Origin of the sequence: Limnothrix sp. FACHB-1083, from assembly GCF_014696485.1 — a bacterium.
Lineage (GTDB): Bacteria > Cyanobacteriota > Cyanobacteriia > CACIAM-69d > CACIAM-69d > CACIAM-69d.
In genome coordinates, this window is sequence record NZ_JACJQD010000006.1 from 24,033 (window position 1) to 50,033 (window position 26,001).

Here is a 26,001-nt window from a genome sequence, read left to right on the forward strand (position 1 = left end):
GCAACCTGTGCAACTTGAGTCTCAGCCTGATACCCAGCGATCGAATGCGGGTCGATCGGGCACGGCCCAGCGATCTCCATCAAGTGCCCCGGCTGCTGATTCGGACTCTGGATCTGCCCCCCCAGCCTCACCCTCGGCACTCCAGGAGCTGAACCAATGGGAGCAGCGATCGCGCCGTTTGTTTTGGCCTTTGTTTGGGGTGGCGGCCACGGCCATCTTGGGAGCCGCCGGTTGGGGTCTGTGGCAATTGCGCAAGCCAGCGGATCCGGCGGTTGATCCCTTGGCCAAGCTGACCGTTCCGGTCACCTCCGCTGATTTGACGGTCAAGATTGATGCAAGCGGCACTATCCGCCCGATCCAAACCGTGAACCTGAGTCCCAAAACCTCTGGACGACTGCTGGAGTTGTATGTGGAACAGGGAGATGCGGTGCAAAAGGGCCAAGTGATTGCCCGGATGGATGATGCGGAGCTACAGGCGCAACTGGCACGGGCCCAGGCCGGCTTGGCGCGGGCCCAAGCAAGGCTGGCGGAGGCCCAAACCGGCAACCGACCGGAAGAAATTGCCGAGGCGGAAGCTCGCGTTAATCGATCGCGCGCGGATGTGGTGAGTGCCCAGGCGCGGCTGGATTTGGCGCGGGAACGGCTGGAACGCAACCGATCGCTGGCGGAAGCGGGAGTAATTGAGCGCGATCGCCTGGATGGGTTTGAGCAAGAGGCCCGCAGTGCCAAGGCGGATGTCGATCGAGCCAAGGCGGCGTTGGTGGAATCCCAAAAGGGGCGCGATCGAATTCGGAACGGTTCCCGGATTGAGGACATCGCCGCCGCCCGGGCCGATGTGGCCGAGGCCCGCGCCCAAATGGCCCTGATCCAAACGCAATTGAATGACACCGTGGTCCGTGCGCCCTTTGCCGGATTCATTTCCCAAAAGTATGCGGAACCCGGCTCCTTCGTGACCCCCACCACGTCCGCTTCCTCCGGCAGTGGAGCAACTTCCACCTCGATCGCGGCTCTGGCCAGCGGGTTGGAGGTGTTGGCGCGGGTTCCGGAAGTGGACATTGGGCAAATCAAGTTGGGGCAAACGGTGGAAATTACGGCCGATGCCTATCCCGATCGGGTCTTTCGGGGACGGGTGAAGCTGGTGGCTCCGGAAGCGATTCGGGAGCGCGATGTCACCTCCTTTGAAGTGCGCGTGGCGATTCTGTCAGGGCAGGAGGTGTTGCGATCGGGCATGAATGTGGATTTGGTCTTTGTGGGCGATCGCCTGCCCCAAGCCGTGGTTGTGCCGACGGTGGCCGTGGTGACCGATCGCGGGCGCACGGGCGTTTTAGTCCCCAATGCCACCCAAAAGCCCGAGTTTCGCGCGGTGGTTTTGGGCCCCACCTTGGGCAATCAGGTGCAGGTACTCCAAGGCATTAAGCCGGGCGATCGGGTCTTCACGGATTTGCCCCCGGGGCAGACCCTCGACAGCATCTTGAATAACAAGGCGAAACCCGGCAATGGGCGATCGGCCAATCCCTAGGGGCGCAGTCAGTTTGAAAGGGCGATCGGCTCATGCATATTCCCAAACGCGGTAAACATAAAGTCTTCATCGGCATGGCTCCCGGTGTTGGCAAAACTTACCGCATGTTGGAAGAAGGCCAGCAATTAAAAGCAGAGGGCGTGGATGTGGTGATTGGGTTATTGGAAACCCATGGCCGCAAAGAAACCGCCGACAAAGCGATCGGGTTGGAGGTGGTTTCCCCCGCCCAAATTGCTTACCAAAATCGATTGCTGCCAGAGATGGATGTGGCCGCCATTTGCGATCGCCAGCCCCAGTTGGTGTTAATTGATGAGCTGGCCCATACCAATGTGCCCACGAGCGATCGCCCCAAGCGCTATCAAGATGTGGAGCTGATTTTGGCGGCGGGAATTGATGTGTTTTCCACGCTGAATATTCAGCATTTAGAAAGCCTCAACGATCTCGTGACTCAAATTACCGGTGTGGTGATTCGAGAGCGCGTGCCCGATCGAATTCTTGAGGAAGCGAATGAGGTGGTGGTGATTGATGTCACCCCTGAAACCTTGGAAGAGCGCCTACAGGATGGGAAGGTTTATGCCCTGGATAAAATTCCCCAAGCGTTGACCAATTTCTTTCAGCGTCGCCACCTGATTGCTCTGCGAGAATTGGCCTTGCGGGAAGTGGCCGACAATGTTGAAGAACAGGCGATCGACCAAGATCCCAGCACTCCATTTTGTAACATTCACGAGCGCGTGTTGGTCTGTGTTTCGACCTACGAAGGATCGATGCGCCTATTACGACGGGCAGCGCGTTTGGCGAGCTATATGAATGCGCCCTTATATGGCTTATTTGTTTGTCCGCCCGATCGGTTTTTAAGCAAAAGCGAAGCTCTCCAAATTGAGGGCTGTCAGCGACTTTGTGAGGAGTTTGGGGGGGAGTTTTTACAAGTTCAAGCCTCCAACATTCCCCAGGCGATCGCCAAAGTGGCCCGAGATTATCGAATTACACAAATTGTGCTGGGCGAAACCCGTCGATCGCGGTGGCAATTATTGCTGCGCGGTTCTTTAACCTACCGATTGATGAATCTCCTAACGGAGCAGTCAGTGGATTTGCACATCATGAGTCATGACAGCCGCGCCCCACGCTCTCAGAATTCTGCTGAGTCTTGATCAATATTTTCCAAGGGGTTTCCGGTTTTCAGCGCGGGAATTTTTAGGCAATTTTCCCGGTCACGAATTTCCCACAGGGCCGCTAGGTTAGGGCTAATTTTTGGGAAAACTACGACTCGTTTCCTCAGAAATGTCTTCGGTAATCAGAATTTCTTGATCAATGACGCGAAACACCAACCGCTGATTCGCCACACTGTTCAGGGGCTGATCGCGAGCCAGCGCCGACTGAAACAGGGTGCAGGTCACCACCGCTTGGGAGCGATCGGGCGAAATCTCAATCACCAAATCTTCGTAGCGAACGGCGGTCATGCGCATTTGGGGATAGGCTAGCTCCAGCAAATCTCGAATTTGTTGGCGACCGTCAAGCCGAATCATTTGAGATCCTCCGGCGAGGTTCACCGTTGCCCGAATTGCCGCATTGGGTGCATAGAAGCTGACGATCGCCTCAATATCTTGGTTTTTGATGGCGGCCAGCAGCCCTTCCAAGCGCGATCGAACCTGATTTTCGGTCAACTCCACGGGTGAACGCATCCGGGGTGGCGTTCGGGGTGGCATTCGGGGTGGCATTTGGGGGCGCTCCGGTTGGGTCTCGGCCCGGTGGGGCTGAGTGAGGGCGGCGGCCAGCGACTGCGGGCAAACCATGGCTCCGGTTCCGATCGCGCCAATTACAGCGCCAAGGATCGCCACTCGCAACCGCCGCCATACCTGTGCCATGCTTGGATCCATCATCACAATTCCTTCCCCTTGAATCGTTGTTAGCGTCTAGTTTGGGATCTAGATTTTTGGGATCTAGGTTTTTGGGATCTAGATTTTTGGGTTTGGTTGAATTGAGTTGAGTTTAGTTCCCCCATCCCTTGCTGCAACGGCCATCGTAGGTTCGATCGCCCATGAGTCGTCCTCCCGAAATCGATCGCGTGATCGAAGCCTTTAAAAACAAGGACTATCGCACCGCCGCCCGGTTGCTGAATCCACTGCTCACCAGCCACCCACGCGATCCTTGGGTGCAACTCTATGCGGCACGGCTCCATGAGCTGGCGGGGCGGCCGACGGTGGCGGAACCCATTTATCGAGAGCTGCTGAAAAACACAACTAACCCCAATCCCAAGATTTTGGCCCAAGCTCGCCAGGGGTTGCAGCGATTGGAAACAGCCGATCGCACCCAACGCCAAGCCGCCATTACCCAAGCCCGAGCCGCCGCCAGCCAAGCCACCCATCAAGGCGCGAACCAGGGCGATCGACCCCAAAAACCAGCCCACGGCATCTTAATTTTGGAACCGATCGCCTCGGACGATCGCCCGGAAGCGGCGAAACAATTTGCCCGCATTTTTGACTTAGATCCCTACACCGCCCGGATGCAGTTGCCCAGCCGCGATTGGCGACTCTATCGCACCGGCCTCTTGGGAGAACTGCAAGTCTATGCGGAAGCCCTCCAATCGCACCAAATTCCCTGCTTTTGTGTGGATGAAAAAGCGGTACAAGCCGTCAAAGCTTTCACCATCAAGCATTTCCAATCCGTTGATCCAGACCCGATCGTGATTTGCGAAAACGATCGACACCAGTTGGGAACCTTGGCTTTCCGGTGGGCAGAGGTGAGCCAGCGCGTGTTAGGAGCCGTGCCCGTGGTGGAATCGGTGATTGATTTGAATGCACGCGGCCAAATTGTGCGCCGAGATCAAACCCAAGATTGGGTTCCTCTTGTGGATTTGCATTTACCCGATCGGGGCTGCATTTTGCGCCTTTGCGAAAGTGCCTATCAGTTCGATCGGGGTGTGGCCTTTGCGCCCATGGGATTCTCGCCCAACTCCTTTGTGCAGGAATTGGATGACGGTCGCCCCACCCGGCGCACCCAATGGAACGCCCTCGTGACCTTTGTGGCTCAACAAACCCCGATCGCCCGGGTGTTTGATCGGTTCACCGGTTTTGCGGAAACAGCCTTGGATTACCGAGAATTGCTCGATCGGCTCAATCCCCAAGTCCCTGTTCCTCGCCGCAACGCCCAGCCCATGCGCGAAGATGCCGCCTTCGCCCTTTACAGCCGCGTCAGCTTCTGTCGCCCTAACTCTCCGATTCGCTAGTCGGCTCGCCCTGGAAACGATTGCCCCGCTCCGAGAAGTCCTCCGGGCGTAAATTGGCAAGAAAGTCCCGAAAAGCAGCTTGCTCGGCCTCGTCCGCGTCCCGATCGACCGGCACCGAAGCATCGGCAATCACCTCCTCCATCACCCAAATGGGGCTATCGGTGCGCAGGGCCAGGGCGATCGCGTCGCTTGGGCGCGCATCAATATCCTTTTGCACATCCCCTTGCCGTACACAGAGCACCGCATAGAACGTGCCATCTTGCAGCGAATGGACAATCACCTTCTCCAGAGTCATTTCCCAAGCCTGGAGCAGATTCGCCATCAAATCATGGGTGAGCGGGCGCGGCGGTGGCCGATCCTCCATGGCACTGATGATCGCCTTGGCTTGATCCGGCCCAATGTAGATCGGGAGGGCACGCCGATCGGCCGTATCTCGAAGCAACACGATCGGCGTGCGGCTCGCCGCATCCAATGCAATTCCCGCAACCTTCATTTCCACCATAGACCCAGCATCCGTAGCATCCGTGAGCGATTGACCGGTATTCGCCTTCAAGCCTGTTCTCAGTATGCCCTGCCAATCGGCGGGATTACGGAAAAAACCCGCAGAAAAACAAACAGGGGCGAGTCAACCTCACCCCTGCTGCTGATTCAAAATGACCACTTTAGCCGCTAACGATCTCGATCGCGCTAGCTAGCTCCCACCGCGACTTAGTAGCGGCTCAGGTTAGGACGGTGCACAATGAAGCCCACCGATTGGCACTGCTTGATGTTGTCGAAGCCCACAACACGGATGTAGCAGTTGCCATATTCCGAGCGGCAAGCTTGCACTTCGGTCAACACTTCTTGCACCGAACGCGCGTTGAACAGGGGCAACTTCCACATCGTCCAGTAGTACACCTCGGGATCCGAGTTCTCGTTGAACTCAACACCGGGGATGTAGCCCTGGTCGATCATGTACTGGATTTGCTTGGCGATCTGTTGGTCGCTGAGGGGAGGCAGATACGAGAAGGTCTCAAAACGACGCTCTTTGGGCAGAGTCTTCATGCCAGTTGTCTCCAAACGGGGCGAAGAGAAAAAACTTCAACGAATGCAATTCGAATGCGATTCACTCATCCCGTGGCTAATTCCAGGAGTGGAATTAATCATCGATCGAGTGGTCACCCGATCGCCGCTCCGATTCCAGGAGTCGATCGGGTTCCTCAGCCAAAACCAGTTGTGTTAGCCGTTCGAGGTGCTGGCGACGGAGATGGCCATTGGACTTTTGAACCCCTTCACGCACCATCTCCGGCAAATAGTCAGTCACATCACTGACCAACTCATCACGCACCGTCATCAGACGAAAGGCCAAATCCGGATCAACAGTCAGCAGGGATTGCAAGTAGGCTTCCCCATCTTGCAAGTTGCTCTCCGCCGAAAACCGATGCAGCCAAACCGCCTTGGGGGGATTAGTTTCATGTAGTTGCGCGAGGACAGTCCGCATTGCCTGGTAGGTCAAATAGCTTTGCAGCGTTTTGGCCGTATCCTTGGCAATTTGCTTGAGATCCATACGCAGCCTCCGCGATCGCCCAACGTTCTCACGATGCTAGACGATCGCAGCTTCAGAAACCGCTACCGGCTTACCGATTTCCATCGGTGCGCAGCTTCCCCCTCGATCGGCCAATCAACCGGCTCGCCGCATCATCAGACGGTATCAACCGCCTCGAACTCGAACTTGATTTCCTTCCACAGTTCCAGGGCCACAGCCAGGTCAGGAGACCAACGAGCAGCCTCACGCAGGATGTCGCCGCCTTCACGCAGCAGGTTGCGGCCTTCGTTACGGGCTTGGACGCAAGCTTCCAGAGCCACACGGTTGGCCGTTGCACCCGGAGCATTACCCCAGGGGTGACCCAGCGTACCACCGCCGAATTGCAGCACCGCGTCATCGCCGAAGATGTCAACCAGTGCGGGCATGTGCCACACGTGAATACCACCCGAAGCCACGGCCATCACGCCCGGCATCGAAGCCCAGTCTTGGGTGAAGTAGATCCCACGGCTGCGGTCTTGCTCGATGTAGTTTTCGCGCAGCAAGTCCACAAAGCCCAGGGTTACGGCTTGGTCGCCTTCCAGCTTACCGACCACCGTACCGGTGTGGATGTGGTCACCACCGGACATCCGCAAGCACTTCGACAGCACACGGAAGTGGATCCCGTGGTTCTTCTGACGGTCGATTACCGCGTGCATGGCGCGGTGGATGTGCAGCAGCACGCCGTTGTTACGGCACCAGTGCGACAGGGTGGTGTTGGCGGTGAAGCCAGCCGTCAAGAAGTCATGCATGATGATGGGCATTTCGAGTTCTTTGGCGTACTCGGCCCGCTTCAGCATTTCTTCGCAGGTGGCAGCGGTCACGTTCAGGTAGTGACCCTTGATTTCGCCGGTTTCCGCTTGCGCCTTGTGAATGGCATCAGCCACAAACAAGAAGCGATCGCGCCAACGTTGGAAGGGCTGCGAGTTGATGTTTTCGTCGTCTTTGGTGAAGTCCAGACCGCCGCGCAGACATTCGTACACTGCACGACCGTAGTTCTTCGCCGACAGACCCAATTTGGGTTTGATGGTGCAACCCAGCAGGGGACGACCGTACTTGTTGATCCGATCGCGCTCTACTTGGATCCCGTGCGGGGGGCCTTGGAAGGTCTTCAGGTAAGCGACGGGAATCCGCAAGTCTTCCAGACGCAGCGCTTTCAGGGCTTTAAAGCCGAAAACGTTACCCACCAGCGAGGTCAGCAGGTTGGTAACGGAGCCTTCTTCAAACAGATCCAGGGGATAGGCGATGTAGGCAATGTATTGGTTGTCTTCACCGGGAACCGGCTCTAGATCGTAGCAACGACCCTTGTAGCGATCGAGGTCGGTCAGCAGGTCAGTCCACACAGTGGTCCAAGTCCCGGTCGAGGACTCAGCGGCCACGGCTGCCCCAGCTTCTTCCGGGGGAACGCCCGGTTGCGGGGTCATGCGGAACGCAGCCAAAATATCAGTATCTTTCGGCGTGTAGTCCGGCGTGTAATAGGTCAGCTTGTAGTCTTTTACGCCAGCGTCGTAGCCAGCTTTTGATTGCGTCTGTGCGTAAGCCATAACGTCCCTTCCTAAGAACTGCTTCGTCGATCGAGGGTCGGCGAAAGTGGTGGGCGATTGAGAGATCAGCAGCGTCTTCACAGCAGAATCTTGCGAAGCCCCTTAGATCTTGGAGCTTCGCAAACCGAGGAATGCGAACCGCATTATGCAAATTGCATTATTTTCGATGAATCGGCGCTTAGACGAGCGATCAAGCAGCTAGAAATCCGAGAGAAGCAGTTTCTTCAAAGGTGACGGTCGAGACGATACCGCCAACGGGCTGCACTCTCGCGAAGTTGTAGCCGAATTGCCCAAAAAAAATATATCAGGAAAGGTATAGCTAGAACTTTGCAAATACTTTGGGATCTTATGAATTTTCGTAATTAACGTTACGGTTCGTAGCAAAGGCGATCGAGCATTGGGATCGAGAAAACGGGGCAAAGGGGCACAGCGCAAGCCAACGGAGCCAAACTCTGGCCAACAAAGGGGAGATCTGGCCCCGGTTTTGGGGTCGCTCGATCGGGGCAAATGGCAAGATTTCAAAAGATTACGATCGGCTGAGTAGTTGCTGCCATTGACTGAGGGCCAACTCTGTCCAGAGCCAATTTTGCGCCAAAACGGGGGGCTGAAACTGGCTGCCAGCATTGGCTTGCACCTGATCACGGTAGCGAATGGCCTGTTGCAGGGCTGCGGAGTCGTTGTTTTGTTGGGCCCGGGCCTGGGCCACCAGTGCGAGTCCGGCTTGGGCGGTGAGGGCCAGGTTATCGCTGAGGATGGCTCCGTCAGCCGTTTGGGAGAGGTTCAGGGATTCGGCAAAGGCTTGCTCAGCCCGATCGAGGGTTTGGGTCTGAAAATGCGCAAACCCTAAGGCCAGGTGATAGCGCGGATCATTGGGGTTTTGTTGAATGGCCAGCTCCCAAAACCGCTGGGCATCGTTGAAGCTGTAGTCCGGTTGCTGTTGGCGTGCCAGTTGCCAGGTCACCCGCCCGCGCAAGAAGAGGGTTTCGGCGGTGTCTTGGCTGTTGGGGAGGGTTTGCAGCACGTCCCGAGCAATGGCGGCGGCGTTGCGGTTGGGGGCCAGCAGGGCTTCGATCGCCTGAACAGCGGTGGGGAGTTGCTTTTGGCGCAAGGCTTGCAGGGCGATCGCCTGCACTGTTTCCGTGTCGGTGTTGTTCCAGTCGTTTGGCGGATTCAGGGATTGGGCGATCGGGGCGGTGGGTTGGGGCGTTGGCTGCGATTGGGTTCCCGATCGGGCCCCCGTCCACCACAACCCGCCCGCCCCCAACAGCACGGCCAAGGCTCCGGCCACTAACCAAGATTGGGGCACTGTGACGGCCTTGGCAGCCCCCGATCGGGCAGCGTTGTCCGCGTCGGCGGATCCCAGGTCAAACCGAGGGTGCGATCGATCCGCCGATGGAGCCGCAGGGGATGAGGCCGCAGCGGATGAGGAGGCCGCAGAAAATAAATGCCCCTGACCCTCTTGGCCCTTTTGATGATTGGAGCCACCCTGGCTCGCTGCCGGGTGATCACCCCTTGAGGCATCTGAGGGCGATCGCGCCACCAGTTCCTCCAGATTCACCGCCATGGTTTGGTCAGCCCACTGATCATCCGCTAGCTGCTCATCCGCCAGACCCTTGAGGGGCATTGGGGGCCGCAACCCCGACTCATCGGGCGATCGGGGCGTGGTGGGCAGTGGCTCACCGTTGGGAATTAAGGGCGATCGCCCCGGCAGCGAGATGGGTACACCCGCCGCAAATAGCAGCCCGTCAAAATCGGGATGCAAATACAAAATGGGCAAGGCCCAATAGAACTGCGCCGAACCATAGGTGGAAACCAACCCCTGACGCATTCGACTGGTGGCTAAATCTAGGGAATAGTCTGGACGCAGGTTGCGATAAAACAACTGCATCAGAGTAATCGCCACATCGTCGGGAATTTGCTCCGACATCGCCAGCACCCCCGGCACACCGCGCCGCATCAGGGCCGCCGCCAACGTGTCCGCATCGGTTTCCGGCGCATCCGATCGATAAACCGGCGAGTCGCTGCCCCGACAAGAATTCAAAAAAGCCAGCCACACGCCGTTATTCACCAACAGCCCCGCCAAGTCGTTGCCCGCCAAGGGTTCCGCCAGACCCGTGCGCCGATTCACCAAGTGCAAACTGCCCCCATCGGGGCCCGGGTCACTGTGGCCGGCGTAGTGAAAAACATGGTATTGCCCCTGTTCAAGGGCGTGGGTGAGTTGTTCCCGATCGGGCTGATCCAGCACATCAATTTCCATGTGGGCGGTGGTTTGTTGCAGCTCTTGGCGCAACCGCCCCACTTCTTGCTCCACGGCCAAGGCCGCTTGGTCGTCGGGAGCCGCCAGGGCCACCAAAATTCGCAATGAGTCTGAACGGCGCAGGGTCAACCGCCGCGCATCAAAGCTACCGGAGCGGCCAAACTGCGATCGATAGCGAGAAAAGGTGATATCCGTGCCCGTGGTCAACAATCGCCCATCGCCATAGAGCGCTTCCCAGGGCAATTGCAGCAGTCGATCGCCCCGCAGTCCCAACCGCAAATGCAGTGCCGCATCTTGGCTATCGGCCACGCTTTGGGCAGAAATCCATCGATCGCGAATGGAGCCTTGAAATAAAGCGCTGTATAGCTGTTCTCCCAAGGCCACCAGACTGGCCAGGCGCTCATCGGTTGCTGGCTCCGTGCGAAACAGATCCCACAGAGGATCCGCCATCAACCGTTCCGCCTGCACCAACCATTCCCCGATCGGCCAAATGGCTTGCTCTTCTGCCAACATCACTCCCTTAGGCGCTCGCTCCGTGCGAATCAACACCCGATCGTCCCCACCCAACGGCGTAATCGACAGGTGAAATTCCAAGACGGCTTTGGCGATCACGGAAGTCGGCATAGGACAAGGGCGCTACAGCGGGCGAACAATCAGACAGCCAAAAATCAGACAGCCATAGGGTGGCAATGGAAAAAAGCGAACAAAAGGAAAGCGAACAAGCGGAAAGTAAATAAGAACAATCAAAAACCAAACTAGCTAAAACTTTTTTCGTCAGCTTCTCCGGATCAACCGTATGGTTCTGCGAAGGGAAAAGACAGGTAGATGCACCCTGACGATATCTCAGCTCTCCGCCTTCGGGTGGGGAGCTTTTTTTGCGATCGCGCCCCATCGGACGATCGGTTTAGATGATCGGTGAGCAATCGGTGGAGATCACTGGGTGATCACTGGGCGATCAGTAGCGATCGGTGAGCAATCAACCTGATGGGCAATCAACCTAAATCAACCTAAATCAACCTAAATCGAGCTGAATCGTTATTGCCCTGGATCCAAATTTCCTGAATTGCAATTTCCCGAGTCGCAATCCTTCAAAATCATCCGCTTCAAAATCATCCGCCTTTGATGGTTTGGGCATCGGTGGGCAATCCATCCCGATCGGGCCCGATCAGGCAATTCCGACGACTCCATCTCCAGATTGTCGGCCCGCCTACCTGACAGACAAGGGGGCTAAACCCCTAGCCCCACCCTTAGCCGCCACCCACGATCGTGACAATCTCCAGCCGATCGCCCCCCTGTAGCGTGGTGCGCTCCCAGAACTGCCGATGCAAGATTTCACCGTTATATTCCACAGCCACCAAACGCGGATTTAGTCCCAATTGTGTCAAAAAATCCGGGAGCTGCGTGCCAGGAGCACAGTGGCGGGCTTCGCCATTCACCTGCAAGGCAATGGTTGAACTGGATAGCTCACTCATGAAGGATCCTCCAAAACGGCTCAAAAACGGCTCAAAGGGTCTGGGTATGTGGAAAGTTTGCTGCAATTGGGGCAACAGTCCCGGCGATCGGGTTGTGCCCCCGTCCTGCCCAAAGGACTCAAGGGCTTGGAGTTAAAAGGCGCGAAGTTAAAGGACGCGAAGTTATCGGGCGTAAAGTTGGGACAGTAAATATTGAGTGACTTGTTTGGGTTGCTCTGCGGCCATCAGGGCCCGCACCACGGCCACCCGTTGCGCACCGGCTTCCAAAACGGCCGGCAAGTTTTGGGCATCAATGCCCCCGATCGCAAACCAGGGAACCGGCGACTTTTCCGCCGCAAAAGCCACATACTCCAACCCAGCGGCCGCCTTGCCCGCTTTGGTGGGGGTTTCATAGACGGGGCCCACACCGATGTAATCAGCACCGCCTCGCAGGGCCCGCTCCATTTCAGCCGGGTTGGTGGTGGAGCAGCCAATGAGATATTCGGGTCCCAAAATCTGCCGGGCCGCTTCCAAAGGAAAATCCTGCTGACCCAGGTGAACCCCATCGGCCCCGACGGAGATCGCCACATCAACCCGATCGTTCACCAAAAACAGCGCCCCGTAGTGATGGCACAAGTCGCAAAGTCGTTGGGCATTGGCCAAGCGCCGCCCATCGTCCTCGTTTTTGTCGCGATATTGCACGAGGGACAGCCCCCCCTTGAGGGCCTCTTCCACCACCTCAAAGAGGTATTCATGGGGTGAGGTGACCAAATAAAGCCGGGCGGCTGCCAATTGTTGGTGGCGGTTCCGTCCCTGCAAACGGCTCTCTAGGCTGTAAGTTTGGTAGCGCAGTTGCTTGCAAGCTTGGGATAGCTCGGGGGATAGCAGCTTGCCATATTCCTCGATCGAGCGGAGGGCTTCCTGCACTCGGCACAGATTGGCCTGCAAAACGGCTTGAATGCTCGATCGGGTCTCTTCGTTGCTGTGGGTCAGGGCTGTGCCGGGATCGGCGGGGGTGTTGCGGGCCGATCGCATTTCATCGCTGTGCCATTGGGCCAACTCGTGGCGCATGGCTTTGCACTGCTCGGTGAGTTCGGCACTTTCTAGGCCAAACCGACACCATTCCTCGACAATCCGCAGGCCTTCCCGGGCCCGATCGAGGTTGGCATCCAAAATTCGCAAAACGGCCGATCGGGTCGATCGGGATTGAGAAGCCAGTCCCCGTTGTTCCATTGGTTCACTCATGGTTTCGCCCTGCTCAACAAAACTTCCATCTACCGATATTCATCGGCCGTGCTAGCTTGGTTAGACTTTCGGCAGGCCCCTTGCCGGGCGATCGTCCCAGGATTGCAGTTCTGAAGAGTCTAGGGTATTTTCCTAGCTAAACCACGATCGCTCGATCGGGAATGCCCCTCGCTCCAGCCCAACCCACCACACACCGGACTGACTGCGTAAACCGTGAGCTGTCCCCCCAAAACAACTGTTCCCATCGGATGTTTTGATCGGACAGTCCCCCTTTGCGGCAGCAGTCTACTATCGAAACGCTGTATATCGGTCGTGAACAATGGAACCCGAACTGCAAAAATCTGACTATGCCGACGCTGGCTCCGTAAGTGCCGAAAAAGGCGGTTCGCTAGCCCCGGCCAGTAGCGAAGAAGCAAGCAACGCTGAGTTTCAGCAAATCCTTGACCAAGTTTCTGACTTTTTGGCCAAACTGCCGGAATACATCGGCAAGTTCTATGGCGAATACCGTCAGCCCGTAGTCACCGTCGCTCTGATTGTTTTCGCGCTGATTTCAGTGAAGATCCTGTTGGCCCTGTTGGGTGCAATCAACGAGATCCCGCTGCTGTCGCCCACGTTCGAGCTGATTGGGGCCACCTACACCGGTTGGTTCATTTATCGCTACCTGCTGCGGGCCGAAAACCGTCAGGAACTCTCCAGCAAGATTGCAACCCTGAAGGGTCAGGTGTTGGGTCAAAAGTAGTTTCCTGGTTGGCTATGGAGATTGGGCAATCTCAGGCCGCGCCAGTTCCTATCGCTCGATCGCCCCTCGCCACGGGTGAGGTGTTTGATCGCAAACCGGTGCGGTATCGATCGCAACCCCAATTTTCGACCAAGACCGATGAAAGGGACAGCCCTGTGTGGTGCTGTCCCTTTTGATGTTTGGGAATCTACCTAGCTGGGGGCTAAACGATTCCACTCGATCGCCGCATCCCGCAGGGCTTGATCAACGCTTTTTTCGTCTAGCAACGCGCCTTGGATGTTTTCATACAAAATTTGCTGAAGATCCTTCAGGTTTTTAATTGGGGGCAGCAACACGCGGGCGCTGGTCAGTTGGTCGGCGGCAATTTTGCGGGCTTGGTCGATCGCGCTGGAGTTACCTTGGCGCGTGGCCTGGGCCAGGCTAGCCCGCAAGCTGGCCAGAGCGCCTTGGGTGGAGGGCAACACGTTGGCAGCCTGGGCAAAGCTGAGTTGGTGGCGATCGTCCGTTAAAAACAGAGCAAAATCGACGGCCGCTTCGGCTCGGGGCGATTTTTTGGGAATGGTGAGATTCATCACGGCCACACTGCGCACCCCGGAGGAACCAACCACTTGGGGAGCCGCCGCCGACAGGGCCGCGATCGAGGGGGCATTGGTGGCGATCGCATTCAAAAATTCAGGACTGGAACCAACCAGAGCCGATTCTCCCGCCTGATATAGCTCAATGCCGCGACGGTGGCCTTGGGTGAGGGCTTCCGGGGGTAACCAGCCCCGCCGAAACAGGTTAACCCAGTAGTTCACGGCGGCTCGCCCGGCGGCCGACTCAAAGGCGGCCCGCCCCCGATCGTCCACCAAGGTCACCCCCATTTGCACCAAAGCTTCCAGCACCTCAGCCGAATCATTGGGAGCAAAGGTGATGAAAAAGCCATATTTGCCAGTTTTTTCGCGCACTCGTTGGGCCAACTCCGCCAAGTCCTCGTAGGTGGCGGGCGGCCGATCGATCCCGGCCCGTTCCAGGAGCGATCGGTTATAAATCGTCACCTTGGTGGTCAAATACCAAGGCACGCCAAAGGGTTCGCCCCCGATCGCGTTCGCTTGCCAAATATTGGGCAAGTAGCGCCTTTGAACGGCCGCAGGCACCCGATCGCCCAAGGTCAGCCAAGCCCCGCGTGCCGCCAGCCGGGAGGCAAAGCTGGGGTTCAAATTCACCACATCCGGAGCCTGGCGGGCCGCCACCGCCGTCAGAATTTTGCTTTCCATGGCGGCCCAGGGCACATCGAGCCAATTCACCCGCAGGCCCGATCGAGCCGATTCAAACTCCCCGATCGCCCGCTGAAAATAGTCCGTGAATTTGGGCTGGAGCTGCATTGTCCAAAATTGCAGCGCCGATGATGAATTTGATCGGCCACAGGCCGCCAGCCCGATCGCCGTGCCGCCAGCCAACTGCAAGAACGATCGACGGCTCCACCCTCCGTGCTGCCCTCTCCGCTGCATCTTGGCCATCCCCATGGTGCTCTCTCCGAATTTACACGGAATTTTGCGGCGATTTCCCGATCACCGTCAATCGTGAAAACCTACGGCCAGCAAGATTTCTTTACCCTCGGGTATGGCGATCTTAAACGAAATTGGATACCATGCGTCGTAGTCCATGGTAGTGCTGAAACCATCAGCGTTTTCGGCTTTTTGAGCCATCCATTCCCTGCCTGCCAACCCATTTGGGGCCAAACAATCCCCCTGATTTTGGATCCCTGATGGTTGCCCATCGGCCCCTTGACTGCCATTTTCGGGTCTCCTAACCGTCCCCAACTATGAACGCTGCTGGAAACTTGTTTGCCCCCTTAACCAACGCGATCGGCAGTCTCTTAGGAGGCGGGAAAAAAGGCATCGGCATCGAAATTTCACCCGAACGAATTAACCTGGTTCAACTCCAAAAAAAGGGCCAGAAATTCAAGCTCAATATCCTCTCTTCCGTGGAAGTTCCTGAAGGCGTGATTGAGGAGGGAGCGATTGTGGATCCCCCCGCCGCCGCCGAACTCATTCAGGCGGTCATTCAAGATAGCCGCGTCAAGGTCAAGGAAGTGGCCACGGCGATTCCGGGGCGTGAAACCGTGATTCGTTTGATTCCTGTGCCAGCGGAACTCAATGATGATGAACTACGGCAATACATGAACCAGGAAGCGGGTCTTTATCTGCCTTTTCCTCGGGAAGAGGCGGATGTTGACTATCAAAAACTCGGCTACTTCACCGATGAAGATGGGATTGAAAAGGTGCAAGTGTTGCTGGTGGCCACACGTCGGGAGGTCACAGATGCTTACCTGGACACCTTTGAGCAGGCGGGGCTACGAATCAAGACCTTAGAAATCAGCAGCTTTGCCCTGATCCGAACCATCCGCGAACAGCTCCGGGGCTATGCTTCCAATCAGGCCGTGGTGCTGGTGGATATTCAGTTTGATAGCAGTGAAATTGCGATTGTGGTGGATGGCGTGCCGCAATTTTCGCGGACAGTCCCGATCGGGACATTACAAATGCAAGAGGCCTTGAATCGGGCGATGAACACGCCCCCCAGCCGCAGCACGGACATGCTGATGGAGATGACCATTCCCATTTCGCAAATCGAGGCCGTGGGGGCCGCTTCGGGCACAACGGGCATGAGTCCCGGTTCGGTGGCGATCGTGAAGATGATGGGCGAGTTGGCCGATGAGTTGCGGCGATCGGTCGATTTCTATCTCAACCAAAGCGAAAATTTGGAAATTGCCCAGTTGATGTTGGCGGGGCCCGGCGCGGCGATCGGGGAAATTGATGAGTTTTTTACTCAACGGTTAAACGTGCCCGTGATGCGGGTTGACCCGATCGAGTCCTTGGGTTTGGAGGCCGACAGCGACATCACCGAAGCCCAACGCGCCAGCTTGGGAGTCGTGTTAGGGTTGGGGCTGCGGAATGCACTCGATGACCGGGAATAGGGGGCCCTAGCACGTAGCCACCGACGCGCAGCCATTGACTCGCAAGGGTTGTTGCTGTTACCCCTGTTGATTAATGTCGGTTCAACCGCTCAACTTCTGAATTGACCCATCGACTCCCTGCCCGATCGCCCCTTGTCGATCGTCCACCCTTCTGCCCCGGGTGATGACCGAGCTGAATCCCGAGACTGCAAACCCCGAGCCACCCGACTGTTGCCCTCGCTATGTATAGTCTCAACATCAACTTCCTGAAGGATCGCCCCGAGTACCAAACCGCCGGGGCCGGCAAAACAGCGGGTGCGGCTGTCGCCCAGGCGAGTAAGTTGCCGCTGATTTTGGGTGTGATGGTGGGTTTGGCGGTTCCGGCGGCCATCGGTGGATTTTGGGGCTATCTCCAGTTCCAAAAAGCCGCCTTGGAACAGAGCCAAGCCGAACTCAATAAAGACTTGCAGGAATTGGAAGCGGAATTGGCCAAAGCGGCCCAGGCCGAAGCAGAGATGAAGGCGATCGACCAGCTCACCCAAGGCTTGGTGGGAGTGTTCAGTCGCGTGAAGTCTTGGTCTGCCCTGCTGGGTGATTTGCGCGATCGACTGCCGGTGGGCGTGCAGATGACGGCCATCCGCGAGGTCGAAGACAAAAACGCTGCCACCGCCGCCGCCAGCACCCCCAAACCCAGCCCTGGCGCAGCCGCCGCGCCCGCGGCCAACAAACCCATTCGTCCCCCGAAAACCCTGACCATCGAGGGTTATGCCAACTCCCTGGAAGGGGTGGGCGAGTTTTTGCTGCTGCTGCAAAAGTCGCCCTTTTTGGATGCGGCTAAAACTCAGTTAGTGGGCAGCCAGGCGATCGATAACCCCGCCCAGATCGTCCAGGCGAACCAAGAGGTGCAAGATGGCATTGCCTATGTGCTAGCCGCGCCCCCGCCCACTGCGGCGGCCGCCGGTGGCCAAGTTAGAATCGTTGCGCCGAAGGTCATTAGGTACACGATTCAGTCGGCTTATACGACCAAGCCCGCTGAAGAGTTGCTGCCGGTGCTCGATCGCAACGGAGCCTCCGGCCTTGTGGTGCGCATCGAAACCATTCGCCGCATTTTGGCTGAACAAGGCAAAACCCCCAACACCGGTCTCACCCCACCGGCCGGCGACAGCGAGCCTAAGGAGAATACCAACAATGGCGTTTAGCGCACAGCAAGCGGTCACGGAACCCAGCGATCCCGTTGTTTTTGGGATTACCTTCACACCCACCATCCTCGGCGGTGTTGTGGCCGCCGTCGGTGTCATTGGCGGCGTGGCGCTCCTGATTCAGGTGGTGATGCCCCAATACGAAGAATACAAAAAGCTTGAAGAGGATGTGGCCACCAAACGAGAACGCCTAGAGCAGGTGGCCGAAGAAAAGCGCAAGGTGCAGCAAACCCTCGACAATTTGCAGCGGGCCCGCGCCACCCAAGAGCAAGTACTGGCTTTGTTTCCCGCTCCCACAACGGTTTCGGTGCTGCCGCTGGATCTCAACCGGATTGTTTCTGAACAGTTTGGCCAAATCACCAAGCTGGAACCTGTCCCGGTCAAAAGTCCATCGGAGGAGATGGTCACCGATGGCTCTTGGGGCGATGCGGTCAACAGCAAAATTCGGCAACTGGTGCTGAAGGTGGGGTTCGAGGCGGACTACGATCGCACCGGCAACATCCTGCGCAACCTTGAGCGCTATCAGTCAATGCTGGCGATCGATGATTTGACCTCCGAGCTAAAACTCTCCAAGCAGGCGGTGCGGTTTGATGACAAAACTGGGCAGTTTGTCGCCCAAGGTGCGCCCCAGGTTCGGATTCAAACCAATTTTTCGTTGAAGGTGCTCCTACCACTCTCGGCTCGGGAGTTGGCCCAACAGGCCGCCGCCGAAGCCAACAAAGCAGGCGAAAACGCAGATAAACCGGAGGGCGAAGCACCCAAGTAATCGCCAGAAAGTAATCACGAGATTGGTGGCCGAGGGATCCGCAGCATCATGATGTTCTGACTCGATCGCCCTGGCGAACACCCATTTTCCTTTCCCTAACCCCAACAACCACGATCGACAAAACAGCAGTGAGGAGCGAACGGTGAACTACGAGCGGATTTTGGGCAATGCAGCGCTGATGGGTGGGTTGGCAACGGTGGCGATCGTGCAGCCCGCCTTGGCCGAAACCAACGTGCTGGATGTGCGGATCAGCGGCAGCGGCAGCGGCGTGGATGTGGAATTGGTGACCGATTCGGTCGATCGACCCCAGGTGTTCCTGTTGCCGCCCCAAGGAACCAGCCTGATTGCCCATGTGGCCGGCGCGCGGTTGGTGGTTCCCGGCGGCAACGTGACCCGAGCCAACCCAGCCCCCGGGATTGCAGCAGTGGAAGTGACCCAACTGGATGGCAGCACCGTCCAGGTGACGGTACGTGGCACTACGGCTCGCCCCACCGGTCGCATTCGCCCCAGCAACAACAATGCCGTTCTGCTGAGCTATGCCGGCACGACCACCCCCAGCACCCCAAGCACCCCCAGCAATACTGGCAGTCCCGTAGCCCAAACACCGGCCAACACCGGCTCGCCGGTTGGCAACGGCGCACCCAACGTCCTGGTTCCCAACCCCACCATCACCATCGATGGTCAACCGGCCGTGCTCAGTCCGGCGGTGGCTCCTCCCACCATGCCCCGGGCGATCGCCCCACCCGTTGGCGACATTGCCATTTCCGATCTGCCGATCCAGCCCTACACCATTAACCTGGGCAGCAACCAAATCATTCCCCGTTTGGTGTTGCGAGAAGCCCCCGTGCGCGAGGTGTTGTCGCTGCTAGCCCGGGCCAGCGGCGTGAACATTGCCTTCGCAGACAACGCGGCTGGCCCCACCGCTCCCGGCACGCCTCCCACCAGCGGAGCCGATGCTCGCATTAGCCTCGACATTGAAAACGAATCGGCCCAGGACGTTTTTAACTACGTCTTGCGGATTAGCGGTCTTCAGGCTAACCGAAGTGGTCGAACCATTTTCGTGGGGCGTAACCTCCCGAACTCAGCCCAGGATGTGGCCATGCGTTCCGTGCGGCTTAACCAAGTGCGGGCCAACGAAGCGGCCGGCTATTTGGTGATTTTGGGGGCCGAAAGTGCCACGGCAGCCACGGAGCGAACAACGGAAGTTGTGCGCCTGGATGGCGGCTCAGATGATAATCAAGGTGTTTCTAGGGTTTCAGCATCTGTTCAGGCAGCTCCCTTGACTCAAACTCGCACCAGCGAGCGCACCATTATCAACCCGCTGCGCCATGACCCCAAAGACTCAGTTCCTATTTTGCGTGGATTGCAAATTGCTGTAGATGCACGGACTAACTCAATCACGCTAGTAGGACGGCGAGACCTAATTGTTCTAGCATCTGACCAACTATCACGAATTGATAGCCGCCTTCGACAGGCGGTGGTCAATGTGCGAGTCATTGATATCAATTTGCTGCAAAATGAGCGCCTGGGTACAAGTTTCTCTTTTGGAATTGGAGGCACTCGGATTATTAACACCGGCGGTCTTGGTGTTGTGAACTGGAGTGATCGTGGTGCACCATTTTCAGTGGATGTCGCAGATCGAGAAGTGGGATTACGCCCATCTTCAGTGATTGGTGAAGGTGTCAATGTAGTCAATAATGTTGCGATTCGGAATGGGCAAAATCCGAACGGATTTAACATTGCCAATGACTTTCTGGCACAGTTACAGGCTTCAGTGGTCAATGGCAATGCCAAGATTCTGACTGACCCAACACTTGTGGTTCAAGAAGGGCAAGTTGCCAATGTCGAACTCACCGAGGAAGTAATCGGTAAAATCAAGTCAACCACGACGACAAATAGCAGTGCAGCAGTAACAACCTCCGAGCCAGAAAAGGAAAAGGCTGGCTTAATTTTGGGAATCCAAATTGATCGCATCGATGACAATGGTTTTGTGACCCTATCGGTTTCGCCCTCGCTCAAAACTCCAGTTAGCATTGAAGGATCCTTGGACGATGGCACGCTCATTACACTGCTAAATGAGCGAAAATTGTCCTCTGGAACCATTCGCTTACGAGATGGTCAGACTTTGGTTCTAGCAGGTATCATCCAGGACATTGACCGCAGCGAAGTGCGCAAGATTCCGATTTTGGGTGACTTACCGCTGTTGGGTTCTCTGTTCCGCCGCACCGATCGCCGCAACGAGCGCAAGGAGTTGGTGGTGTTGCTCACACCGCAATTGCTGGACGACTCGAATGCTTCAACCGCTGGCTACAGCTACACGCCCAGCCGAGAAGCCCAAGAGCTAATTCAACGCACCAACATGCGATAGAAAAACACTGGCGGTTGCCGTTTTCAGGGGTTAACGGCATCCATCGAGCAAATTAAGGGGCGATCGAGCAGGTTCGATCGCCCCTTTGAATTTCTGAGCAGATTATTCTTGATCAATCTCATCGCCCAATTCTTTCTCAGCCGATCAGCCCTGAGCGCATGACTCTTGGGCGCATGATTCTTGGGCGCATCATCTTTGAGCACAATCCAAGATAGCTCCGATTTATGGGGATTTGGCAACCGATGGCAAGAATAGAGGTTCAGGCCTATGCTGAAATGGCCAAGGATCGGCTGAACTGAATTGCAAAGGATCGATCGACTATGAGTCGTGGATTTTATATCATCGCCAATGACAAAGTAACGGAACATGCGATCGCGCTGCTCGAAAGTATTCGGGCAACTGATTCCGAAACACCCGTTATGCTCATTCCCTATGATGATCACTACCAAAAGGTTGCCAAAATTCTGAGCGATCGCTTCGGTGTTTTATTATTTGAAGATCTAGAGTTTATTCAGCGTCTTTCCGTTCAGCTTCAAAGCATCTTTGGTCAGGAATTTTTCGCTCGTCCTAATCAGTTTCGTAAACAAGCTTGCTGGTTTGGCCCCTTTGATGAATTTCTCTACATTGACACAGACCTGATTGTTTTTGAGCCGATTATTCAATGCCTTGATGCCCTCTCTGAAGCAGACTTTGTTTGCTATGACTATCAACATGCTGGAGGTCTGAAGGACGTTTTCACATCCACCGTTCTAGAGCAAGGCATTTTTACAGAAGAAGATTTGCGGGGAACTTTTAACGGTGGTTTGTGGGGATCTCGCAAGGGATTAATTACCGAACAGGATTTGTACGACACCTTTGCTGAATGTGCCGCCCACCCAGAATATTTTGATTTTTCTAAGAAAACATCCGACCAACCGATCATTAACTACATGGTTTTACGTCGGTTTCCTCGGCGTTGGAATTGGACACAGCGGCCCGCAAAGGGGCCCGGAAGCTGGGCCGGTAGCAAACATTTTGTTTGGCAGGGCGATCGCTTGATCGATCCGAAGGTCAACAAACCCGTTCCCTATCTGCATTGGGCCGGCATTCGACTCCAGCCCGGTTGTCCCTACTGGGAACTGTGGGAGCAATATCGATATTTACACGAACCGAAACCGACCGTCTCCCCGTTGGCCCCGCCACCCCCGCGATCGATCTGGCAACGGGCACTGACCAAGGCCAAACGCATCCTGAAGCCCCATCCCAAACGCTAGGGCCGATCACTCGGATTCGCCAAACACCGGTTCTTGCGTCGCAGAATCCTGGAGGGCAAGGGGCTTAAGCCCCTTGTCTGGAGTGGCTGTTGGTTTGAGATCGTGATTGCTCTGGATCGTGATTGCTCTGGGATGATCACCCGTTGGCGACCATCACCCGATCGCCCCCCTTGAAACCCAGCCAACCTTAGTAAATCCGTTCGATCGCGTAATGTGCCAACCCCACCAAGGCCTCCCGCGCCGCCGACGGAGCCAACACCATCACATCCTCGATCGCCTGCTCCACGTGATGTTTCGCCAAAGCACGAGACCGCTCAATACCCTGGCTCGATCGCACCAATTCTAGGGCCGTTTCAATATCGCCCTCCTCTGAAAACTCCCGCTCGATCGGCCCCTCCAGTTGGGGGAACTCCTCCAGCGCATACAAAACCGGAGCCGTCAGATTGCCGCTGCGCAAATCCGACCCTGCCGGTTTCCCGAGCACCTCATCGGAGCTGGTGAAATCGAGAATGTCATCCACCACCTGGAACGCCAAACCCACATGGCGACCGTAGCTATAGAGCCGTTCAGCCACCGATCGCTCCACATCGCTCAGAATCGCCGCCGCCTTGGAACTGTTGGCCACCAGCGATGCGGTTTTGTAGTAGCTCTTTTGTAGATAGGCTTCCAGGGTCAGGCTGGTGTCAAAGCGATTGAGGCCCTGGTCAATTTCGCCCTCCGCCAAATTCATAATCACTTCCGAAAGCAGCTTCACCACTTCCAGATTGTCTAAATTCGCCAAGTACCAAGAGGACTGGGCAAAGAGGAAATCGCCCGCCAGCACCGCCACCCGGTTGTTGAAACGACTGTGTACGGTGGGTACACCCCGCCGCGTTCCGGCTTCGTCCACCACATCATCGTGAACCAAGCTGGCCGTGTGGATCATTTCCGTAATTTCTGCCAACCGTCGATGTCGGGCCGTAATTTCCGCTGACCCCATCGTGGCCCGGGCCACCAACAACACAATCGCCGGTCGCAAACGCTTGCCGCCTGCACTGAACAAGTGCTCTGCCGCTGCATAGAGGATCGGATGCTTTGCGCCAACCAGCTTGCGCAGGTTCATCGTCATGGCATCAAGATCGGCTTCAACCGGAGAAAGCAGGGAAATCGTCGAGGTCATGGATTGGCCCGGTGCAGCATCAGGTTACGAAATTTTACGCATTCTGTGATTATTTTAAGCTAACCCCAGACCAATCCGTGTAGATGAGTGGGATCGGGATTTGTCAAGGTTACGGTGATTGATCGGGGATCGCTGTTGCACGAATGCCCATCAATACGGGCTTTTGGGGATTTCTAAAGATTTGTAAAAACCACCAAAAATTCACTGTCAACCCTGAGAAATCAGGTGTTATTCTATAGGTCAGGGGTTTCTAAAAACTTCATGGGAAAGCTGCCCGCTGCAAGCTTTGCCGAATTGAATAGGACTGGACTCCGAAATGTGAATTGCGTGAGCACTCTCACACAAAGACGACCAGATCCAAGCCGCTATCAGGTCTGCTGACCCGAACCAATCCGGTAGCGATCGCGAATCAGCATCCTTAAAGGGTGTTCCGGTTCCCGATGGGATGGTTCTATTCAGTGAGGCCCAGACCCAGATAGGGGTTAAGCACTAGGTTGGACTCCGATTCTCAATTGCCTTGAGTCAGGGTTCGGCCTTGGTGTGCGCCATGGTGAGTGCTGTCATTGTTTTGAAACGGCGACCGGGGGATGTCGATCGCGTTTTGAACCATATTTCAGTGCTGGCTTCAGCGCGACCATATTTTCAGCTCACAAAAACTATATTCATGTACAGTTACTGCTATGAACGCGCTGGGACTGTTGGTGGGATTGGCCCTCTACCAAGGATTGGTGATCGCAAATCGGTATTCATTACCGATTAATAACGTGGCGCATTTGGTGTTTCCGCAGCAAACGTCTTGGACTATTTTGGGGGCATCGGTAGTCTATTTGGCGGTGGTTTATTTGCTGCTGTCGATCGCACAGCAACGCTATAAAAACCGCTACCAAGAAGTCGCTGAACGAGTTACGGAATCCAGAGGCGATCGGGTGGAATCGTTGGGGTTATCGGATGGTCGCGACCTGGCCACCAGACGCTTTTAGCTCCAGGAGCAAAAGTTGAATAAAGGTCAAACCAAGAAGGCAAAGGACACAATATCCAACAGGTTCTCTCTAGCAGCATTTCTCTGATGAAATGATTGAGTTCAACCAAGATTGGATTCAACTCTTGGGTTCAAATATAAGGATCTCAAGTCCCTAGTCAATCCAAGTTGCTGTAAGCTTTTGCCACAACAGAAACGGGGTGCTGGTTAAGAGCCAGTACCCCGTTTTTATAGTGTTTTTGGCGGGGCTTCTGATGAGGCTTTTGATGGGGCTTTCGTGGGTTAACAAAGTTGCCTATCACGATCACCCATTAAGATCGCCCATTAGATCGCCCATCAACCGTTAACGTTCTAGACCGCCTCTCAGAATAAAAATTCTGGCTAACCTATTGAGCGAGGCGTTCTTTGCAGGCAAAAATCCGCTCGATCGTTTCCTCAACGGCCTTATCCGGCGTGGATGCACCGGAAGTGATGCCCACGGTGATCGGCCCGGCGGGTAACCAGTTTTCGGCGCGTTCGATGTCGCCGTGGAGGGGTTTGTGCTCGATCGCCCGCTCATCCACAATTCGATCGGCACTGTCAATGTGATAGGAAGGAATGTGGCGTTCGATGGCAATTTCCTGCAAATGGGTGGTGTTGGAAGAGTTAAACCCACCAATCACAATCATCAAATCCATCGGCGCATCCACCAACTCAAACATGGCATCTTGCCGTTCTTGGGTGGCATCACAAATGGTGTTGAAACTCATGAAGTGATCGTTCAGTTTGTCGGGGCCAAACCGTTGCATCATGGTGCGCTCAAATAGTTTCCCGATCGCCTCGGTTTCGCTCTTGAGCATGGTGGTTTGGTTCGCCACACCCACCCGATCGAGATCCCGATCGGGATCGAACCCTTGAGAACAAGCCTTGGCAAACTTAGCGAGAAATTCTGTCTTATCTCCGCCGTGCAGAATATAGTTGCTGACGTATTCCGCCTGCTCCATATTCAGCACAACCAAATATTTATTGGCAAAGGAACTTGTGGCGATCGTTTCCTCATGGTTGTATTTCCCATGGACGATCGAGGTGTAATCACTTTTTTTGTGTTTTTCAACGCTGTTCCACACCTTCGCCACCCAAGGACAGGTGGTGTCTACGATGATGCAACCGCGATCGTTCAGCAGTTGCATTTCCTGCACACTGGCCCCAAACGCCGGCAGAATCACCACGTCTCCTCGTTCCACCACCGAGAAGTCTTTTTGGCCATGGTTCACTTCAATGAACAACACACCCATCTGTCGCAAATGGTCATTTACCGATGGATTGTGGATGATTTCATTGGTGATCCAAATGCGCTCCGTGGGGAATTGTTTGCGGGCTTCATAGGCCATGGCCACCGCCCGTTCCACCCCCCAACAAAACCCGAATGCTTGGGCCAAGCGAATGGTCACATCGCCCCGGGTCAACACGTTGCCATTGGCCCGCAGTTCTTGAATTAAACCGCTTTGGTAAGAGGTGGCCATGGTTTCAGCCACCGCTTCTCCGTGACCAAATCCGCGCCGAAAGTAATTATCAGAATGGTTCAGCGATCGCCGAAATGCTTTGGTATCCAGAGGGGCGGTTTGGGCGGCGCTGTCTTGGGTCTCGGGGGCCAGGTCGGTGACGGGCGTTTCCATGCGATCGCTCTCGGGATTTAAATCGAGTTTTGTTTAAACGGCTCGGCCCCATTGTATCAGGGGCGATCGGGCAGTGATGGGCCGGATCCGGCGGCAGTGATGGACTTCCTGCGCAACCTATTCCCCATCTTTTTCCCACTCCAAATCC

The 26,001-nt window shown here is 56.0% G+C and carries 23 protein-coding genes; 11 read left to right on the forward strand and 12 right to left on the reverse strand.

The window, feature by feature from the left end; all coding sequences use genetic code 11:
* Nucleotides 1–7: 7 nt before the first annotated feature.
* Both H6F46_RS09230 and H6F46_RS09235 read left to right on the forward strand, forming a co-directional pair.
* Nucleotides 8–1,519: an efflux RND transporter periplasmic adaptor subunit gene (locus H6F46_RS09230; protein ID WP_347278302.1), complete on the forward strand. Its 1,512-nt coding sequence runs from the start codon at nucleotides 8–10 to the stop codon at nucleotides 1,517–1,519.
* A 32-nt stretch (nucleotides 1,520–1,551) separates the two neighbouring features.
* The gene (locus H6F46_RS09235; RefSeq protein ID WP_190354562.1) at nucleotides 1,552–2,667 is read left to right on the forward strand and encodes a universal stress protein; all 1,116 of its coding nucleotides are present in this window, start codon (nucleotides 1,552–1,554) and stop codon (nucleotides 2,665–2,667) included.
* 93 nt (nucleotides 2,668–2,760) lie between these two features.
* Here H6F46_RS09235 and H6F46_RS09240 read toward each other — a convergent pair whose 3' ends face one another.
* A complete protein-coding gene (locus H6F46_RS09240; protein WP_190354563.1) occupies nucleotides 2,761–3,381 on the reverse strand; it encodes a nuclear transport factor 2 family protein in 621 nt (206 codons plus the stop codon).
* Nucleotides 3,382–3,554: 173 nt separating this feature from the next.
* Between H6F46_RS09240 and H6F46_RS09245 the strand changes: the two genes are divergently transcribed.
* The gene (locus tag H6F46_RS09245) at nucleotides 3,555–4,742 is read left to right on the forward strand and encodes a tol-pal system YbgF family protein (protein WP_190354564.1); all 1,188 of its coding nucleotides are present in this window, start codon (nucleotides 3,555–3,557) and stop codon (nucleotides 4,740–4,742) included.
* Here H6F46_RS09245 and H6F46_RS09250 read toward each other — a convergent pair.
* From H6F46_RS09250 to H6F46_RS19565, 8 genes are all read right to left on the reverse strand, one after another.
* Nucleotides 4,723–5,244, reverse strand: a complete 522-nt coding sequence (locus tag H6F46_RS09250; RefSeq protein WP_099534323.1) for a bifunctional nuclease family protein — start codon at nucleotides 5,242–5,244, stop codon at nucleotides 4,723–4,725. The two genes, H6F46_RS09245 and H6F46_RS09250, sit on opposite strands and share 20 nt — an antisense overlap.
* Nucleotides 5,245–5,450: 206 nt before the next feature.
* On the reverse strand, nucleotides 5,451–5,786 hold the full coding sequence (locus H6F46_RS09255; protein ID WP_099534326.1) for a ribulose bisphosphate carboxylase small subunit: 336 nt from the start codon (nucleotides 5,784–5,786) through the stop codon (nucleotides 5,451–5,453).
* 94 nt (nucleotides 5,787–5,880) lie between these two features.
* Complete coding sequence (locus H6F46_RS09260) at nucleotides 5,881–6,288, reverse strand: chaperonin family protein RbcX (protein ID WP_099534322.1); 408 nt, start codon at nucleotides 6,286–6,288, stop codon at nucleotides 5,881–5,883.
* A gap of 134 nt (nucleotides 6,289–6,422) precedes the next feature.
* On the reverse strand, nucleotides 6,423–7,847 hold the full coding sequence (locus tag H6F46_RS09265) for a form I ribulose bisphosphate carboxylase large subunit (protein WP_099534321.1): 1,425 nt from the start codon (nucleotides 7,845–7,847) through the stop codon (nucleotides 6,423–6,425).
* Nucleotides 7,848–8,373: 526 nt separating this feature from the next.
* On the reverse strand, nucleotides 8,374–10,728 hold the full coding sequence (locus H6F46_RS09270; protein ID WP_190354565.1) for a CHAT domain-containing protein: 2,355 nt from the start codon (nucleotides 10,726–10,728) through the stop codon (nucleotides 8,374–8,376).
* A gap of 623 nt (nucleotides 10,729–11,351) precedes the next feature.
* Entirely contained in the window at nucleotides 11,352–11,576 is a 225-nt protein-coding gene (gene thiS, locus H6F46_RS09275) for a sulfur carrier protein ThiS (protein WP_190354566.1), read from the reverse strand.
* Between the two features lie 162 nt (nucleotides 11,577–11,738).
* Nucleotides 11,739–12,800, reverse strand: a complete 1,062-nt coding sequence (locus H6F46_RS09280; RefSeq protein WP_242027880.1) for a thiamine phosphate synthase — start codon at nucleotides 12,798–12,800, stop codon at nucleotides 11,739–11,741.
* Nucleotides 12,801–12,919: 119 nt separating this feature from the next.
* A complete protein-coding gene (locus H6F46_RS19565; RefSeq protein WP_255508950.1) occupies nucleotides 12,920–13,045 on the reverse strand; it encodes a hypothetical protein in 126 nt (41 codons plus the stop codon).
* 74 nt (nucleotides 13,046–13,119) lie between these two features.
* Between H6F46_RS19565 and H6F46_RS09285 the strand changes: the two genes are divergently transcribed.
* Both H6F46_RS09285 and H6F46_RS09290 read left to right on the forward strand, forming a co-directional pair.
* A complete protein-coding gene (locus H6F46_RS09285; protein WP_099534318.1) occupies nucleotides 13,120–13,539 on the forward strand; it encodes a CAAD domain-containing protein in 420 nt (139 codons plus the stop codon).
* A gap of 14 nt (nucleotides 13,540–13,553) precedes the next feature.
* On the forward strand, nucleotides 13,554–13,715 hold the full coding sequence (locus H6F46_RS09290; RefSeq protein ID WP_190404993.1) for a hypothetical protein: 162 nt from the start codon (nucleotides 13,554–13,556) through the stop codon (nucleotides 13,713–13,715).
* Nucleotides 13,716–13,730: 15 nt separating this feature from the next.
* Here H6F46_RS09290 and H6F46_RS09295 read toward each other — a convergent pair whose 3' ends face one another.
* Entirely contained in the window at nucleotides 13,731–15,044 is a 1,314-nt protein-coding gene (locus H6F46_RS09295) for an ABC transporter substrate-binding protein (RefSeq protein WP_190354567.1), read from the reverse strand.
* Between the two features lie 299 nt (nucleotides 15,045–15,343).
* Between H6F46_RS09295 and pilM the strand changes: the two genes are divergently transcribed.
* The 5 genes from pilM to H6F46_RS09320 all read left to right on the forward strand — a co-directional run bounded on the left by pilM (nucleotide 15,344) and on the right by H6F46_RS09320 (nucleotide 22,060).
* A complete protein-coding gene (pilM, locus tag H6F46_RS09300) occupies nucleotides 15,344–16,495 on the forward strand; it encodes a type IV pilus assembly protein PilM (RefSeq protein WP_099534315.1) in 1,152 nt (383 codons plus the stop codon).
* Nucleotides 16,496–16,716: 221 nt separating this feature from the next.
* Complete coding sequence (locus H6F46_RS09305) at nucleotides 16,717–17,673, forward strand: PilN domain-containing protein (RefSeq protein WP_190354568.1); 957 nt, start codon at nucleotides 16,717–16,719, stop codon at nucleotides 17,671–17,673.
* Nucleotides 17,663–18,439 (forward strand): hypothetical protein, encoded by a 777-nt coding sequence (locus H6F46_RS09310; RefSeq protein WP_099534313.1) that lies wholly within the window; start codon nucleotides 17,663–17,665, stop codon nucleotides 18,437–18,439. Before H6F46_RS09305 ends, H6F46_RS09310 begins: the two co-directional genes overlap by 11 nt.
* 142 nt (nucleotides 18,440–18,581) lie before the next feature.
* On the forward strand, nucleotides 18,582–20,807 hold the full coding sequence (locus H6F46_RS09315) for a secretin and TonB N-terminal domain-containing protein (RefSeq protein ID WP_347278303.1): 2,226 nt from the start codon (nucleotides 18,582–18,584) through the stop codon (nucleotides 20,805–20,807).
* A 320-nt stretch (nucleotides 20,808–21,127) separates the two neighbouring features.
* Nucleotides 21,128–22,060: an Npun_R2821/Npun_R2822 family protein gene (locus H6F46_RS09320; protein ID WP_190354569.1), complete on the forward strand. Its 933-nt coding sequence runs from the start codon at nucleotides 21,128–21,130 to the stop codon at nucleotides 22,058–22,060.
* A gap of 187 nt (nucleotides 22,061–22,247) precedes the next feature.
* Here the strand turns inward: H6F46_RS09320 and sds are convergent, their stop codons facing one another.
* Entirely contained in the window at nucleotides 22,248–23,219 is a 972-nt protein-coding gene (sds, locus tag H6F46_RS09325; RefSeq protein WP_099535223.1) for a solanesyl diphosphate synthase, read from the reverse strand.
* A gap of 680 nt (nucleotides 23,220–23,899) precedes the next feature.
* Between sds and H6F46_RS09330 the strand changes: the two genes are divergently transcribed.
* Nucleotides 23,900–24,199: a hypothetical protein gene (locus H6F46_RS09330; protein WP_099535225.1), complete on the forward strand. Its 300-nt coding sequence runs from the start codon at nucleotides 23,900–23,902 to the stop codon at nucleotides 24,197–24,199.
* A gap of 385 nt (nucleotides 24,200–24,584) precedes the next feature.
* On the opposite strand, the gene H6F46_RS09335 is transcribed toward H6F46_RS09330, so the two are convergent.
* A complete protein-coding gene (locus H6F46_RS09335) occupies nucleotides 24,585–25,790 on the reverse strand; it encodes a 4-hydroxy-3-methylbut-2-enyl diphosphate reductase (RefSeq protein WP_190354676.1) in 1,206 nt (401 codons plus the stop codon).
* Between the last annotated feature and the right edge of the window lie 211 nt (nucleotides 25,791–26,001).

Coding starts and splice junctions, on each gene's coding strand:
- H6F46_RS09235 (WP_190354562.1), top strand. CDS start 1,552: ATGCATATTCCCAAACGCGGTAAACATAAAGTCTTCATCGGCATGGCT.
- H6F46_RS09250 (WP_099534323.1), bottom strand. CDS start 5,244: ATGGTGGAAATGAAGGTTGCGGGAATTGCATTGGATGCGGCGAGCCGC.
- H6F46_RS09260 (WP_099534322.1), bottom strand. CDS start 6,288: ATGGATCTCAAGCAAATTGCCAAGGATACGGCCAAAACGCTGCAAAGC.
- H6F46_RS09265 (WP_099534321.1), bottom strand. CDS start 7,847: ATGGCTTACGCACAGACGCAATCAAAAGCTGGCTACGACGCTGGCGTA.
- H6F46_RS09320 (WP_190354569.1), top strand. CDS start 21,128: ATGAGTCGTGGATTTTATATCATCGCCAATGACAAAGTAACGGAACAT.
- H6F46_RS09295 (WP_190354567.1), bottom strand. CDS start 15,044: ATGGGGATGGCCAAGATGCAGCGGAGAGGGCAGCACGGAGGGTGGAGC.
- H6F46_RS19565 (WP_255508950.1), bottom strand. CDS start 13,045: ATGGGAACAGTTGTTTTGGGGGGACAGCTCACGGTTTACGCAGTCAGT.
- thiS (WP_190354566.1), bottom strand. CDS start 11,576: ATGAGTGAGCTATCCAGTTCAACCATTGCCTTGCAGGTGAATGGCGAA.
- H6F46_RS09270 (WP_190354565.1), bottom strand. CDS start 10,728: ATGCCGACTTCCGTGATCGCCAAAGCCGTCTTGGAATTTCACCTGTCG.
- H6F46_RS09280 (WP_242027880.1), bottom strand. CDS start 12,800: ATGAGTGAACCAATGGAACAACGGGGACTGGCTTCTCAATCCCGATCG.
- H6F46_RS09305 (WP_190354568.1), top strand. CDS start 16,717: ATGTATAGTCTCAACATCAACTTCCTGAAGGATCGCCCCGAGTACCAA.
- H6F46_RS09255 (WP_099534326.1), bottom strand. CDS start 5,786: ATGAAGACTCTGCCCAAAGAGCGTCGTTTTGAGACCTTCTCGTATCTG.
- H6F46_RS09310 (WP_099534313.1), top strand. CDS start 17,663: ATGGCGTTTAGCGCACAGCAAGCGGTCACGGAACCCAGCGATCCCGTT.
- pilM (WP_099534315.1), top strand. CDS start 15,344: ATGAACGCTGCTGGAAACTTGTTTGCCCCCTTAACCAACGCGATCGGC.
- sds (WP_099535223.1), bottom strand. CDS start 23,219: ATGACCTCGACGATTTCCCTGCTTTCTCCGGTTGAAGCCGATCTTGAT.
- H6F46_RS09290 (WP_190404993.1), top strand. CDS start 13,554: ATGGAGATTGGGCAATCTCAGGCCGCGCCAGTTCCTATCGCTCGATCG.
- H6F46_RS09240 (WP_190354563.1), bottom strand. CDS start 3,381: ATGGCACAGGTATGGCGGCGGTTGCGAGTGGCGATCCTTGGCGCTGTA.
- H6F46_RS09285 (WP_099534318.1), top strand. CDS start 13,120: ATGGAACCCGAACTGCAAAAATCTGACTATGCCGACGCTGGCTCCGTA.
- H6F46_RS09245 (WP_190354564.1), top strand. CDS start 3,555: ATGAGTCGTCCTCCCGAAATCGATCGCGTGATCGAAGCCTTTAAAAAC.
- H6F46_RS09330 (WP_099535225.1), top strand. CDS start 23,900: ATGAACGCGCTGGGACTGTTGGTGGGATTGGCCCTCTACCAAGGATTG.